Annotated in this window: 12 protein-coding genes; 11 read left to right on the forward strand and 1 reads right to left on the reverse strand. The window is 49.2% G+C overall.

Translation table 11 applies throughout. The features are described 5' to 3' along the window. The first annotated feature begins 6 nt into the window (after positions 1 to 6). From H8S75_RS26750 to H8S75_RS26795, 10 genes are all read left to right on the forward strand, one after another. Entirely contained in the window at positions 7 to 1,488 is a 1,482-nt protein-coding gene (locus tag H8S75_RS26750) for a sulfatase family protein (protein ID WP_187024137.1), read from the forward strand. Between the two features lie 28 nt (positions 1,489 to 1,516). After that, positions 1,517 to 3,127: a mannitol dehydrogenase family protein gene (locus H8S75_RS26755; protein ID WP_187024138.1), complete on the forward strand. Its 1,611-nt coding sequence runs from the start codon at positions 1,517 to 1,519 to the stop codon at positions 3,125 to 3,127. 176 nt (positions 3,128 to 3,303) lie between these two features. Continuing rightward, positions 3,304 to 3,768 (forward strand): flavodoxin, encoded by a 465-nt coding sequence (locus H8S75_RS33440; protein WP_349768997.1) that lies wholly within the window; start codon positions 3,304 to 3,306, stop codon positions 3,766 to 3,768. A gap of 58 nt (positions 3,769 to 3,826) precedes the next feature. Beyond that, positions 3,827 to 4,405, forward strand: a complete 579-nt coding sequence (locus H8S75_RS26765) for a DUF362 domain-containing protein (protein ID WP_349768998.1) — start codon at positions 3,827 to 3,829, stop codon at positions 4,403 to 4,405. Positions 4,406 to 4,423: 18 nt separating this feature from the next. Then, positions 4,424 to 4,804, forward strand: a complete 381-nt coding sequence (locus H8S75_RS26770) for a MerR family transcriptional regulator (RefSeq protein WP_187024139.1) — start codon at positions 4,424 to 4,426, stop codon at positions 4,802 to 4,804. Between the two features lie 176 nt (positions 4,805 to 4,980). Continuing rightward, a complete protein-coding gene (hcp, locus tag H8S75_RS26775; protein ID WP_187024140.1) occupies positions 4,981 to 6,639 on the forward strand; it encodes a hydroxylamine reductase in 1,659 nt (552 codons plus the stop codon). A gap of 412 nt (positions 6,640 to 7,051) precedes the next feature. Then, positions 7,052 to 7,333: a hypothetical protein gene (locus tag H8S75_RS26780; RefSeq protein WP_187024141.1), complete on the forward strand. Its 282-nt coding sequence runs from the start codon at positions 7,052 to 7,054 to the stop codon at positions 7,331 to 7,333. Beyond that, positions 7,330 to 9,789 (forward strand): DNA helicase RecQ, encoded by a 2,460-nt coding sequence (recQ, locus tag H8S75_RS26785; RefSeq protein ID WP_187024142.1) that lies wholly within the window; start codon positions 7,330 to 7,332, stop codon positions 9,787 to 9,789. The genes H8S75_RS26780 and recQ overlap by 4 nt, the downstream gene beginning before the upstream one ends. 158 nt (positions 9,790 to 9,947) lie before the next feature. Then, a complete protein-coding gene (gene nhaC / locus H8S75_RS26790) occupies positions 9,948 to 11,348 on the forward strand; it encodes a Na+/H+ antiporter NhaC (protein WP_187024143.1) in 1,401 nt (466 codons plus the stop codon). A 192-nt stretch (positions 11,349 to 11,540) separates the two neighbouring features. After that, complete coding sequence (locus tag H8S75_RS26795) at positions 11,541 to 12,077, forward strand: flavodoxin family protein (protein WP_117623676.1); 537 nt, start codon at positions 11,541 to 11,543, stop codon at positions 12,075 to 12,077. 16 nt (positions 12,078 to 12,093) lie between these two features. On the opposite strand, the gene H8S75_RS26800 is transcribed toward H8S75_RS26795, so the two are convergent. Then, the gene (locus tag H8S75_RS26800) at positions 12,094 to 12,750 is read right to left on the reverse strand and encodes a Crp/Fnr family transcriptional regulator (protein WP_002602796.1); all 657 of its coding nucleotides are present in this window, start codon (positions 12,748 to 12,750) and stop codon (positions 12,094 to 12,096) included. 181 nt (positions 12,751 to 12,931) lie between these two features. Between H8S75_RS26800 and H8S75_RS26805 the strand changes: the two genes are divergently transcribed. Beyond that, positions 12,932 to 14,818 (forward strand): aryl-sulfate sulfotransferase, encoded by a 1,887-nt coding sequence (locus tag H8S75_RS26805; RefSeq protein WP_187024144.1) that lies wholly within the window; start codon positions 12,932 to 12,934, stop codon positions 14,816 to 14,818. The last annotated feature ends 91 nt before the right edge of the window (positions 14,819 to 14,909 follow it).

Genomic DNA, 14,909 nt, shown 5'->3' on the forward strand with positions numbered 1-14,909 from the left:
GGAGAGATGAGTCAGAAACCGGTAAATATTGTTTGGTTTTGTACGGATCAGCAGCGCTATGATACGATTCATGCGCTGGGAAATCCATATATTCATACACCAAACATCGATCAATTGATAGAAGAAGGGGTTGCATTTACCCGGGCCTATACCCAGGCGCCGGTTTGTACACCCAGCCGTTCCTGTTTTTTAACCGGAAGATATCCCCGAACTACAAAAGCATTTTATAATGGCAATGACAATTATTCAAAAGACGAAAAGCTGGTGACAAAGCTTCTGGCTGATTCCGGATACGTTTGCGGCTTATCCGGAAAGCTTCATTTGACTTCTGCACAGGGGCGGATGGAAAAGCGCACGGACGATGGCTACAGCTATGTTCAATGGAGTGAACATCCTAACGACGACTGGCCGGGCGGCGAAAATGATTATCAAAACTGGCTGAAAGAGAAAGGCCTTCGCTGGGAAGATATCTACGGGGGAAAATATACCAGTATGGCAACGTGGCCGCCGAAACCGAATCCTCATTTTACAGGTAAAACAGTTGGTGTGCCGGCCGAGTACCATCAAACAACCTGGTGTGTTGAAAAAGCGATTGAGTTTATCGAACAGAACCGCAGCAGCGGGAAACCGTGGCTGATCAGCATGAACCCTTACGATCCGCATCCACCCCTGGATCCGCCTCAGGCCTACAAGGACAGACTAAACATTGAGGATATGCCGCTGCCTTTGTGGAAGGCTGGGGAGCTGGACAGCAAACCTCCGCACCAGCAGAAGGATTATATGCAGGGCGGCCAGGATGGGCAGGCGGAACCGTATCCGACTCTGACGGAGGATGACAGGAGAGAACGTTTTCGTGATTATTATGCAGAGATAGAGTTGATTGACGATCAGTTTGGCCGTCTGATGAATTACCTGGAGGAGACGGGGCAAAGGGAGCAGACCCTCGTGATTTTTATGAGTGATCACGGCGAGATGAATGGAGACCATGGCCTTTATTGGAAAGGTGCCTATTTCTATGAGGCGCTGGTTCATGTTCCGCTTATTATGTCGTGTCCGTCCCTGTTTAAGAGCGGCCTAAAAAGTGATGCGCTGGTTGAACTTGTGGATCTGGCTCCGACCCTGATGGAACTTACCGGACAGGAAGTTCCTTATTATATGCAGGGGAAGAGTCTCCTCCCTATTCTGACCGGACAGGCGGATCCCCATCATCATAAAGATTCGGTTTATTCAGAATTCTATCACTGTCTCCTGGGATCGCATGATAATATTTATGCGACCATGTATTATGACGGCAGATATAAGATTGTAAATTACCATGGAATGGAGTATGGAGAACTTTACGACCATGAAACGGATCCGGAGGAGTTCTGCAATCTGTGGGATAAGCCAGAGTACGCCTTGAAAAAAGCTGAGTTGATCAAGAAGAATTTTGACAGTGCCATTATAAAAAATATGGACCGGTCTATGCATATGATTAATGAATACTGACAGGATATGCAGACCAAAGGAGATGCTGATGAAACTTACTTTAGAAGGAATAAAAGACAAACAACTATGGAATCAGGCAGGAATCGAACTGCCATCCTATGATTTGGAAGAACTGGCACAGCGGACAAAAGAAGCGCCAGTCTGGGTTCATTTTGGTATTGGGAATATTTTTCGTATTTTTATTGGCAGCATTGCGGATCGTCTGATCGCAGACGGATTGATGGACCGCGGGATTGTCTGTGTGGAGACATTTGACTATGAAACCATTGACCGGATCTATAAGCCCTACGACAATCTTTCCCTGTCGGTGATCTTAAATAACGATGGAACGACAGAAAAAAGGGTATTTGGCTGTTTCACGGAAGCACTAAAGGGGCTGCCTGACGGGACGGAAGACAGACAGCGCTTAAGAGAGATCTTTGCCAATCCGAGTCTGCAGATGGTTTCCTTTACGATCACGGAAAAGGGATATGCGCTGCGCGGTGCGGACGGACAGTATTACCGCTTTATTCTGGACGATATTGACTATGGCCCGGACCGGGCAGCAGGGGCTGTTGCGATCATAGCCGCCATGCTCCTTGAGCGGTATCAGGCGGGGGCGAAGCCGCTGGCGCTTGTCTCCATGGATAACTGCTCCCATAATGGGGAGAAGCTTCGCAGCGCAGTGCTGGAAATCGGACAGGAATGGAAAAAGAAGGGCTTTGTCGATGAGGAATTTTTAAGCTATATCAGTGACGAGGAGAAGATTGCATTTCCATGGTCCATGATAGATAAGATCACGCCGAGGCCGAGTGAAGCGGTGAGAGCGATGCTTCAGGACGCCGGAGTGGAGGACATGGATATTGTGGTCACCGATAAGCAGACGTACATAGCGCCCTTTGTAAATGCCGAAGAACCGCAGTATCTGGTGGTGGAGGACCATTTCCCCAATGGACGTCCGGCTCTCGAGAAGGCCGGGGTCTATATGACAAGCCGCGAAACCGTGAACAAGGCGGAGCGGATGAAGGTTACGGTCTGCTTAAACCCCATCCATACCGCTCTGGCGCCTTACGGGTGTATGCTGGGCTTCAACCTCTTTTCTGATCAGATGAGTGATCCAGAGCTGGTTAAGCTGGCTGAAAAGGTGGGGCTGCAGGAAGGCATGGAGTTTGTGGAGGATCCCGGTATTATTTCTCCGAAAGCGTTTATTGACGAATGCATCAATGTGCGTTTTTCCAATCCTTATCTTGGGGATACACCGCAGCGTATCGCAGTGGATACTTCACAGATGGTTGGAATCCGCTTTGGGGAAAATATCAAGGCCTGTGTTCTCAAATACGGTGACGCGAAAAAGCTGAAAGGGATTCAGCTGGCCATTGCCGGCTGGCTTCGGTATCTGCTTGCTGTCGATGACGACGGCAAAACGTTTGTGCTTTCCCCGGATCCCATGATCCTTAAGCTGCAGGAGCAGATGGCCGGAATCGCATGGGGCTATCCGGACAGCTTAAAAGACCAGCTCCGGCCGATTCTGGGAAACGCGAATATTTTCGGTATCGATCTGTATGAGGCGGGAATCGGAGACGATATTACGGAGATGGTGCGGGAAGAGATCGCGGGTAAGGGGGCGGTCAGAGAGGTGCTGAGAAAGTATTTGAAATAAGAGTAAGTGAAGTGAGGAGGCAGTCAGATTAATTCTGGCTGCCTTTTTGATCTTCTTGGGGGGGTGTAGTAACTGCTCATTTGACTTACAAAAAGCTGCAAAAATCTTAAAAAACCTCTTGACTTAGAGTTAACTCCAGGTAGTACAGTGGTAATACAAAAAGGAAGGAGAACACGATGCAATCAGTCATTATCTATTATTCCTACAGTGGAAATACGAAAAAGATTGCGGAAATGGTACAGCGCGAGACGGGATTTAGGACGGCAGAGCTGAGAACCGTGGTGCCCTATTCAGAGAACTATGATGTGGTGGCGGATCAGGGGCAGGACGAAGTGAAGCGGGGATTTATGCCGGAGATCCTGCCGCTGGAAGTGGACCCTGAGGAGTATGGCACCGTATTTCTGGGAACGCCGGTATGGTGGTATACGTTTGCCCCGGCGGTAAAGACATTTTTGGCACAGTATAAGCTGGCCGGAAAGACGATTCTGCCATTTGCCACAAACGGCGGTGAAGATATCCAGCGGAGAGCCGGGAGGCCATCATTTCCTGTCATTCAAGCTGATAGAGCCACTGGTAAAAGAGATAAACGGCACGATTGTGGAATGCAACACGGCATATGGCGGAAGAAGGGCCGATACTAAATCTCATTGTAAAGTAATGGAGGAGCATGGCTTTTAAACTATCGCGCCTTATGATATTATGGATACAGATGGTTCCATTGCTATTCCGGTGGCGGGCGGTGTTCATTTAAAAGAGGACATGGTGGGCTCGCATCTGGCATACTATGATTTTATCGTAAATCTGGCTCATTTTAAGGGGCATGCCATGGGCGGCTTCGGCGGCGTGCTCAAAAATATGTCCATTGGTATTGCATCAGCTATGGGAAAGAGTCTGATTCACAGTGCGGGAAAGGAAACGACCGGATTTGGAATCGATACACCTCAGGATGATTTCCTGGAGTCCATGGCGGAAGCGGCCAAGGCGGTGGCCGATTACAGGAACGGTTCCATCCTCTATATCAATGTGATGAACCATCTCTCGGTGGACTGCGGCTGTGATTCCCACCCGGCTCCGCCGGAAATGAACGATATCGGAATCTTAGCTTCCTTAGACCCGGTGGCCTTAGACCAGGCCTGCGTGGACCAGGTCTATGATGCTCCCGACGGATCGGCACTCATTGAGCGAATCGAGTCACGCCACGGAATCCATACCGTGGAGCACGCGGAAGCAATCGGAGTCGGAACGAGGAACTATGTCTTGTATACACTGGATGAGTGAAACAGAAGGAGAGATAAAATGACCATAGCAGAGGTGAGCAAAAAATATGATATCACTGCGGATACACTGCGCTATTACGAGCGGATTGGTCTGATTCCGCCCGTTCCGCGGACGAAAAGCGGAATTCGTGATTATGACGACGTTTCTTGCGGATGGATTGAGCTAATGATCTGCATGAGGAAGGCGGGAGTTCAGATTGAGGCTCTGATCGAGTATGTAGCCCTGTTTCATCAGGGAGACTTAACAATTGATGCCAGGAAGAATCTTCTGATTGAACAGAGGGAACAGCTGGCCCAGCGGATGAAGGCCATGCAGGTCTCGTTAGACCGGTTGAACGACAAGATCGACCGCTACGAAAAGGGGCTTATGGTGACGGAGAAAAGGCTGCAAAAGCTGTGAAGTTTCATTTCAATTTCATAAATAAAGAAATAAAGAAATAAAAATATAAAAAAGGCCGCAGTCCGTTGTAATTGCAACATACTGCGGCCGCTTTTTATGATAAGCTGTTTACGAATTCAAAAGAAACTGATTGTAGATATTAAAAAGCAGGAAATATAGAATGGAGGAAGTACAATATGGAGAACAAGATGTTTTGCTATCAGTGCCAGGAGACGGCGGGATGCGCCGGATGTACAAAATCAGGTGTCTGTGGAAAGGGGCCCCGTACGGCCGCTTTACAGGATATGCTGGTGTGGGTGACAAAAGGGCTTTCAGAAGTGGCGGTACGCATGCGGGAGGAGAATCAGAACGTTCCGGATGAGGTAAACAGCCAGGTGGTGGAAAACCTCTTTATCACGATTACCAATGCCAATTTTGACGATGAGGCGATTATCCGGAAAATAAAGGAAACGCTGGAAATGAAAAGAGAGTTAGCAAAAAGCCTGTCAGGAACGGAACCAATGTCTCCAGCGGCTCTCTGGGATGACGCAGAGCATATGGAAGAGAAGGCGAAAAGCGTCGGTGTGTTATCCACGGAAGATGAGGATATCCGCAGTCTCCGGGAACTGATTACCTATGGTCTTAAGGGAATGGCAGCCTACTTAAAGCATGCCGCGGCTCTGGAAGCAAAGGCGGAAAACAGGAACACGGCAGACGGCAAAAGAGACACGGCGGCATTTTTAGAGAAGGCGCTGGCGGCGACTCTGAATCCGGCGCTGACCGCGGAGGAACTGACAGCGCTCGCCCTTGAGACCGGAGAGTACGGAGTGACAGCCATGGCGCTTCTCGATGAGGCAAATACCTCCTCATATGGCCATCCGGAGATTACGGAGGTCAGCATCGGGGTCAGAAAGAATCCGGGAATTCTCGTATCCGGCCATGATTTATACGATCTGGAACAGCTTCTGGAGCAGACGGATGGAACCGGCATCGATGTGTACACTCATTCAGAGATGCTTCCGGCTCACTATTATCCGGCCTTTAAGAAATACTCTCATTTTGTGGGAAATTACGGGAATGCATGGTGGAAACAGAAGGAAGAGTTTGAGGCGTTCGGCGGGCCGATTCTGCTGACTACCAACTGCCTGGTTCCGCCGAGAGACAGCTATAAGGAACGGCTCTACACGACCGGAGCGGTTGGATATCCGGGATGCAGGCATATAGAAGCGGGCGAAGATGGAAAGAAAGATTTCTCGCAGATGATCAATCAGGCGAAACAATGTCCGTCGCCGGTGGAACTGGAAACGGGCAGTATTGTCGGCGGATTCGCCCATAATCAGGTTCTTGCTCTGGCAGAGCCGATTGTAGAAGCAGTGAAAAGCGGAGCCATTAAAAAATTCGTTGTGATGGCAGGCTGCGACGGCCGGGCGCCATCGAGAAATTATTATACGGATTTTGCCAAAGCGCTTCCAAAGGACGCGGTCATTTTAACCGCCGGATGTGCGAAGTATAAGTATAACAAGCTGAATCTCGGCGACATCGGAGGAATTCCCCGCGTGTTGGATGCCGGACAGTGCAACGACAGCTACTCCCTGGCCGTGATCGCTCTGAAGTTAAAGGAAGTATTCGGCCTGGAGGATATCAACGACCTGCCAATCATCTACAACATCGCATGGTATGAGCAGAAGGCGGTTATCGTTCTGCTGGCCCTGCTTTCCCTCGGCGTGAAGAATATCCACCTGGGACCGACGCTGCCGGCCTTCTTATCGCCGAATGTGGCGAAGGTTCTGGTTCAGCAGTTCGGAATTGCAGGAATTGGAACGGTGGAAGATGATATGAAGTTGTTTTTTAAGTAGCAAATAAAGTTTTCGATTAGCGAATAAAGTGTTGCAGTTGAAATATGGAATTGAGTGTGGGCGGAGCAAAGGCTTCGCCCATTGTTTTTAATATAGGAAGGTGAAGTGCAACGGCTGTGAACTGCAATTGATGCATAGGACACAGGAATATTTGCCGATAGTTTCAATTGCGTTTTCCAAACCTTTGTGGTAGAATTATCTCAGGTTTTTATGATATTCTGTTTCTAACTTCTATAGAGCAGGCAATTCAGAAATTTCTTTCATACATCCCATAGTGACAGGCGGCATTGGCTTCAAAATTGTGTTATGACAAAAAACAAAAACATTGAGGGCGGTTTGTAGGCGCATGTCATGCAGGGGCATGTGCTGAATGAGGGAGACGAAATTTACAAAAGGGGAAGTATAATTTAATATGGCATATAAAGCAGAGTTATGGGCAGAAGCAAAAAAGAAATGCAGACTGGGAGAAGAAGAAATTCGCATGGCGAAAGAAATGGGCCTTAATCCGAAAAGCCTGATAAAAAACATCCCGAGCCCAAAACAACAGTGGAAGGCGCCTGTAAAAGTCTGGATTCGTGAAATGTATGCGGAACGGCAGAGAAAAGCAGAGAACAAAAAGAGAATAAAAGCAGATAGATTAGCTGAAACGGTTGAGAACTGCAGGGAAGAGGAGCACGAGAAGAGGGACATATGAATAAACATCAAGTGTTAAAACAATACTTTGGTTACGACGAGTTCCGTGACGGACAGGAGACGCTGATCGACAGCATTTTAAGCGGCAGGGACACATTGGGGATTATGCCTACCGGGGCAGGTAAATCGCTGTGTTTTCAAATCCCGGCACTTATGATGGATGGAATTACACTGGTCATCTCTCCATTAATCTCACTGATGAAGGATCAGGTGGAGGCGTTAAACCAGGCGGGGGTTCACGCCGCCTATTTAAACAGTTCCCTGACGGCTTCCCAGTATTACAGGGCGCTGGCCTATGCCAGAGAGGGGCGTTATCCCATCATTTACGTCGCTCCGGAGCGGCTCGTGACGGAGGAATTCCTGGATTTTGCGCGAAATACGAAGATTTCCATGGTGGCGATCGATGAGGCCCACTGTGTATCCCAATGGGGACAGGATTTCCGTCCCAGCTACTTAAAGATTGTAGAGTTTATCGAACGGATGGAGGTACGCCCTGTGGTCAGTGCCTTTACTGCTACGGCCACAAAGGAGGTAAGGGATGATATCAGCGATATCCTGATGCTGCGGGAGCCGACAGTTCTGACCACGGGATTTGACCGGCCTAATCTATATTTCGGCGTCCAGGCGCCGAAAGACAAGTATGAGACGATGAAGAATTTTCTGGAGCTTCATCCGGGGCAGAGCGGAGTGATCTACTGCCTGACCAGGAAAAACGTGGAAGAGGTCTGCGAGAAGCTGCGGGCAGATGGATTCTCTGTTACCAGGTATCACGCGGGATTGAGCGATGCGGAGCGGCAGAAAAATCAGGAGGACTTCATTTACGACAGGGCGGCTATCGTTGTTGCGACCAACGCGTTCGGCATGGGAATTGATAAATCCAATGTCCGGTTTGTCATCCATTACAACATGCCGAAGAATATGGAGAGCTATTACCAGGAAGCAGGCAGAGCAGGCAGAGACGGGGAACCGGCGGAGTGTATCCTTTTGTACGGCGGCCAGGATGTGATTACAAATCAGCTGTTTATCGATAATAACCGGGATAATCAGGAACTGGATGCCGTGACCCGTGCCATCGTCCAGGAGAGAGACCGGGAACGGCTGCGTAAGATGACATTTTACTGCTTTACCAATGAGTGTCTGAGAGATTATATCCTTCGGTATTTCGGAGAATATGGAGAGAATTACTGCGGAAACTGTTCCAACTGTCTGAGTCAGTTCGAGACGGTGGACGTGACGGAGATTGCCGTGGAACTCATCGGATGCGTGGGGAGCAGCAGGCAGCGGTATGGGACCAACGTGATTATCGATACGGTCCACGGCGCCAATACGGCAAAGATCCGTCAGTACCGTATGGACGAAAATCCCCATTATGCAAAGCTTTCCAAAGTGCCGACCTATAAACTCCGCCAGGTGATGAATTACCTTCAGCTCAAGGAGTATCTGGGCGTGACCAATGACGAATACGCCATCGTAAAGCTGACGGAGAAGTCGAAGGCGGTTCTGGAAGAGGAAGAGCCGGTTGTCATGAAGATGGCGAAGGAGCAGGAACACCCGGCAAAGGTGAAGAGCGAAAAAGGAAAGAAGAGCCGGAAGGGGCTGGCGGCCGGCCTCGGCGGCGCTCAGTTTACAGAGCGCGAGGAAGCGCTGTTTGAGAAGCTGCGGACTCTGCGCGCGGAGATTGCGAAGGAGGAAAAAGTTCCGCCGTATATCGTATTCTCTGATAAGACACTGACCCACATGTGCGTGGTGAAGCCGGGGACGAAGGAAGAGATGCTTAAGGTAACCGGGGTAGGGGAATTTAAGTATTCGAAATACGGAGAGCGGTTCCTTGCATGTGTAAAGGAGGAGACCCCGGCAGAGGCTGGGGCAGAGACTGGTGTAACGGCCGGGACAGCGGCAGCGGTTCCCGATTACAGCGGATACGACGACGGTGATGATCTGTACTTTTTCAGCGAGGAAGAGGATTTGCCGGACTACTCGCTGGAGGCGGCTCTTACGGCGTGGGAAAACGGAAGTCCGGAAAAAGCGGATCTGCCGGGAGATACATTACCGAAGAAGGTGGCTTCGGCGGAGGGAAAGGGAACTAAGAAAAGGTCATCGAAAACGAAATCAGAATTTGTAATGACAGAGGAACTGGCAGACCAGATTCACTATTCGGACCGGGTAACGCTAAGTGATTTTGTGGGACAGATTAACGATTTAAGGGACGATGAGACCATGAAGCGTCTGACTATAAAATCCGTGGAGCAGAAGCTGATGGAGGAGAAGTGCTGGGAGATACAGTTTTTCAACGGAATGGGCAGAAAAAAGCTGACGGAAGAGGGCGGAAACTTTGGAATTGAAGCGGAGAAACGGCTCAGTGAAAAAGGGAATGAATATGAGGTCATGTACTATACGGAGAAGGCTCAGCGCGGAATCGTAACATGGCTTCTGGCTGGGGATCAGAACTTATCCTGAAATCAGAATTTGTCCTAAAATCAGACTTTCTTCCAGTATCAGTAAAAATATATCTTTTTCAACAAAATCCTAGCGTGAGTTATTTTTTTAACACAGTGTTTGAGCTATGATAGGATACGAGCTGTGTTAAAAAAATAACTATTGGAGGGTAACACTGTATGGGAACAAAAGAGAAGGAGCAAAAGACGCTTAACGGGATTCAGTCGGCGGTGCTTCTGCTGTTAATTGTGGCGGCAGTAGCGGTCTGTATTCGTTTTAAGGTCGGCGGACCGATGATCGGGCTGTTTTTCAGCTGGCTGATTATCTATGTATTCTGTATTGTATTGAAGATTGACTATGAGCATGTAAAAGAAGGAGCCTTCGACGCGTTGAAGGTGGTTCTGCCTACGATGACCATTTTGATGGCGATCGGCGTTCTGATCGGCACCTGGATGGCGTCAGGAACGATTCCTACCATCATTGTGTACGGTTTGAAATCCATCAATCCGGCATTTTTACTGACATTTACTCTCATTTTTACGGCGGTATTAAGCCTGGTGACAGGAACGTCATACGGCTCCGCGGGCAGCGCCGGTGTGGCCATGATGGCGATCGGCAATGCTATGGGAATCAATCCGGGAATGGTCGCTGGAGCGGTAATCTGCGGCGCCATGTTCGGTGATAAGTTAAGCCCGTTTTCCGACACGACCAATCTGGCTCCTGCCGTTGCGGGGGCGAAGCTGGGAGACCACATCAAGAGTATGCTGTGGACGACGCTTCCTCCGATGATTATCAGCATTATTTTCTTTACCATAGTGGGGATACAGCAGACAGGCGGCGGCTATGATCCGGGGGATTTGAATATTTACATTGATTACTTACAGGGCGCGTTCCACATCGGATGGACCACTCTGATCCCGGCTATTTTGATTATTGCACTCCTGATGTTCCGGGTAGGCGCGTTTGAAGCGCTGGGAATCGGTGCGATTGCGGGAGCGCTTGTGGCAATCTTCGTCCAGGGCGTTGATGTGCGGTCGATCCTCAAGGTCTGTTATGACGGATTTACCAGCGATACAGACATTGCTGTGCTGAAATCTATCTTAAACAGAGGCGGTATGGCGAGCATGCTTCAGTATGTGGCTATTATCACTTTTGCAGTAGGAATGGGCGGTATGCTGGACCGCCTGGGTGTTCTTAACAATATTCTTTCCATCTTTATCAAGCGGATCAACAGCGACGGTTCCCTGGTGCTGGCAACGCTTTTAACCGGATATGTAACCAGTATTGTCAGCTGCTCCAGCCCGATGTCCCATGTACTGACCGGACGTCTGATGCAGCCCCTCTTTAAAGAGCGCGGTGTTGCGCCGAGAATTCTTTCCCGGTGTCTGGAGGACAGCGGCACACTGGCAGGACCTATGATTCCATGGCATGGCTATGGTATTTACATGGCGGGAACACTGGGGGTTACATGGGCGCAGTATATCGGATTCGTTCCGCTGTTGTGGCTGACGCCGGTATTCTCGATTCTGTATGGATTTACGGGAATTTCCATCAAGCATGTGAACGATGAAAAAAAATAGAACGCAGGCAGAATACGCCGGAGGAAAGAGGGTGCGGAGCAAACCGCGCCCTTTTCTTTTGGCGTATTCTGCTTTTTAAGGGGCAGGAATGACTGTGAACAGCTGACGGATATTTCTCAAAGGAGTTGCTGAATGATTCTCTGCGTGCTACAATCGAATCAACAATTATAAAATAGAATTGGAGTATGTGCAGTGAGTAAGATCGTAATATTGACAGGAAGTAAAAGAAAGGGCGGCAACACGGAGCTGCTGGCGCGCGCATTTGCAGACGGTGCGGGGGAGCACCATGAGGTGGAGATTATTCCGGCGGCTGATTATAAGGTCAATCCGTGTATTGGCTGTAATTCGTGTTTTACGAGGGAAGGGAATCAATGCTTTCAGGAAGACGATATGCAGCTGATTTACGAGAAATTGACAGATGCAGAGATTCTGGTAATCGCATCGCCGGTCTATTTTTACGGAATCAGTGCGCAGCTGAAGGCGGTCGTTGACCGCTTACATACACCGATGAGAAATAAGTTTAAAATCAAGAAGATGGTACTGCTTTTGGTCGCAGGTGCTGCTTTGCCCTCCGTTTTTGACGCGATAAAAGTACAGTATCAGCTGATCCTTGACTTCTTTAAATTGGAGAATGCGGGGATGGTTCTGGTAAGGGAAGTGAGAGAGAAAGGGGAAATCAAGGGGAATCCCGCACTGGAAGAGGCGCGCGAATTGGGCAGGTCGCTTTGATGGAAAGCGGCCGGTCTCAGCACCGCGCCTGTGCCATCGCCGTCAGCTGTTCCATGTCCTGGATTACCGTCTGATGCCCTCGTTTGCTCACGATCCCCATGTCCTTTAACTTTCCCATGAGCCGTGTCACCGTGATCGTATGGATTCCCAGGTAGCCCGCCAGCTCGCTGTAGGAAAAATCCTTATGTATGACGTAATGCGTGTCCTCGTAGATAGCCAGTTCGGTCAGGGCACAGCAGAGGCTGACGAAATTATCGCCATCCTGGAGCGCATAGCAATGCTTTAACGCGTTATCATAATGGGCGATCGCTGTCTCAAAGAGCCAGCGGTAGAAATCAGGATGCGCCTCTACAAATTCCCGGAAGGTAGAATAGGGGATCTGATAGAGTGTGCAGGCGGATTTGGCCGTAATGGAAAATGCGTAAAAGGTATCGTCGGGATAGGTACGGGCATAGGCCGGTATAAAGCCGACAAAATCACCAGGAAGAAAATACTGATAGATCCGTTCTCTGCCGCCTGGAGAGACGCTGTGCAGGGCGCAGAGTCCTTCTTCGAGGCAGTATACGTATTTGTCCATATGGGCACGATTGTACAGACAGTCGTGCTTTTTTTTATGGGTCAGAGTACCAAGGCCGCGCAGGGCGTTCATGTAATTCATATTGGATTCCATCATAAGGGATACCTTTCATAAGGACTACTAGTGCCGCCCGGCACTAGTTCGTGAAAAACTTCACTAAGTGTTCCTATTATACCACAGCACCAGGCAAATAAAAAGTAAAATCATAGCAACTGATATTTTTTTGACCGTGAAGACAGTGTTATAATTTTAACAAAATAACAGGAGGGGAATTACTATGGAACGAAAAACAATCGGCTATGAGCGAATCAGCCACTTAGTGGAGCGTCAGTACGAGCAGGAAACGGCTATGATAAAAGAACTCGAGGGAGGAAATTATACCGCAGAGCATCCGTATGTGGTGGTAAATCCTTATTTTGTCAATCCGCTGACAGCCCTGTTTATATTCAATACAGAGAAGGAAGAGGCGGTAACACTGACCGTTAAGGGAAAGGAAGCTGCGGGCGATATCACCCACACATTTCCGAAGGCAAAGGAACAGATTCTCCCTGTGCTGGGGCTTTATCCCGAGTATGACAATACGGTTGTGGTCACGCTGGAAGACGGAACTGCTTATGACGTGACTGTGACAACAGAAAAAATTGAAAATATGCCGTATCAGGCAGATTACATCAATACGACGAGTGACTACATGAATGGGCAGCTCATGTTTGTGACACCGGCGGGGGACTCGCTGGCGGGCGGCTACGACTACCGCGGCGACTGCCGCTGGCATCTGGTGGAGCCGTTTATCTTCGATATGAAGCCCGCGGCAAACGGCCGCATTCTTATAGGCTCCAACCGGCTCTTGAACATGCCTTACTACACGGCGGGAGTCTGCGAAATGGACCTGGTCGGTAAAATATACACGGAGTACCGCATTCCCGGCGGATATCACCACGACCAGTTCGAGATGGAGGATGGAAATCTCCTGATTCTGACTCAGGAGAAAAATGCCGCCACAGCGGAAGATATGTGCGTGCTGGTGGACCGCGGAAGCGGGGAAATCATCAAGTCCTGGGATTACAAAAAAGTACTTCCGCAGGAAGCAGCGAAATCCGGAAGCTGGTCCGAACACGACTGGTTCCACAACAATGCGGTGTGGTATGACAAACGAACCAACTCTCTGACACTGTCCGGCAGACACCAGGACGTAGTTATCAATATTGACTTCGAGACGGGAGCGCTCAACTGGATCATCGGAGATCCTGAAGGGTGGCCGGAAGACATGGTGAGCCGTTATTTCTTTACACCGGCAGGCGAAGGCGATTTCGACTGGCAGTATGAGCAGCACGCCTGTATGATGCTTCCGGATGGTGATATCATGATGTTTGATAATGGCCACTGGAGATCCAAAAATAAGGAACATTACAGACTCAACCGGGACAATTTTTCCAGGGGAGTCCGCTACCATATCGATACCGAGAAGATGACGATCGAGCAGGTATGGCAGTTTGGAAAGGAACGGAAAAATGATTTCTTCTCCTCCTACATTTCCAATGTAGAATACTACCGTGATGGTTACTATCTGGTACATTCCGGCGGAATGGGGTATAATCATGGTGTTACATGCGAGGAACTTCCGGTTTATATGAATCTGGAGGATCCGGAATGCGTATTAAAGAGCATTACTGTGGAGATCATGGACGGAGAGCTGATGTATGAAATGCATCTGCCATCCAATTATTACCGTGCCGAGAAGATGAGCCTTTACCGGGAGGGAAAGAGTCTCGATTTGGGAAAGGGAAGAGTCGTAGGAAAACTGGGCGTTACGGGCGAATTTGATACGGAGGTTCCGGCAGAAAGCACCGGAGAACTGCTTCCGGAATCCTGTGAGGCGGTGCTCACGGAAGAAGACGACCGCATCATTTTCAAAGCCAAGTTTAAGAAGGGGCAGCTTGTCATGTTCCAGCTGGAAAAAGAGGATGATCCGGCGGAAATCCACCGTTACTTCATCTCAACCAGCGCACAGAAATTCCTGGCCATGTGTTCCGGTACCTTCCTGCCAAAGGACGACAGGGAAGTGACCTTAAATGTGGACAAGGAAGGACTAAACGGCACATTTGATGTGCGCGTGATTATCGACGACGTCAAGTATGAGACCGGACTGAAGCTGGAATTCTAAAGGATAAAGGATAAAGGATGAGTCTGGAATACCGGCTTCCAATGACAGATCATATTAACGGACTATAATTACAAAGGGGAAGTGAGCTGAC

The organism is Hungatella hominis (assembly GCF_014288005.1).
Lineage (GTDB): Bacteria > Bacillota > Clostridia > Lachnospirales > Lachnospiraceae > Hungatella > Hungatella effluvii.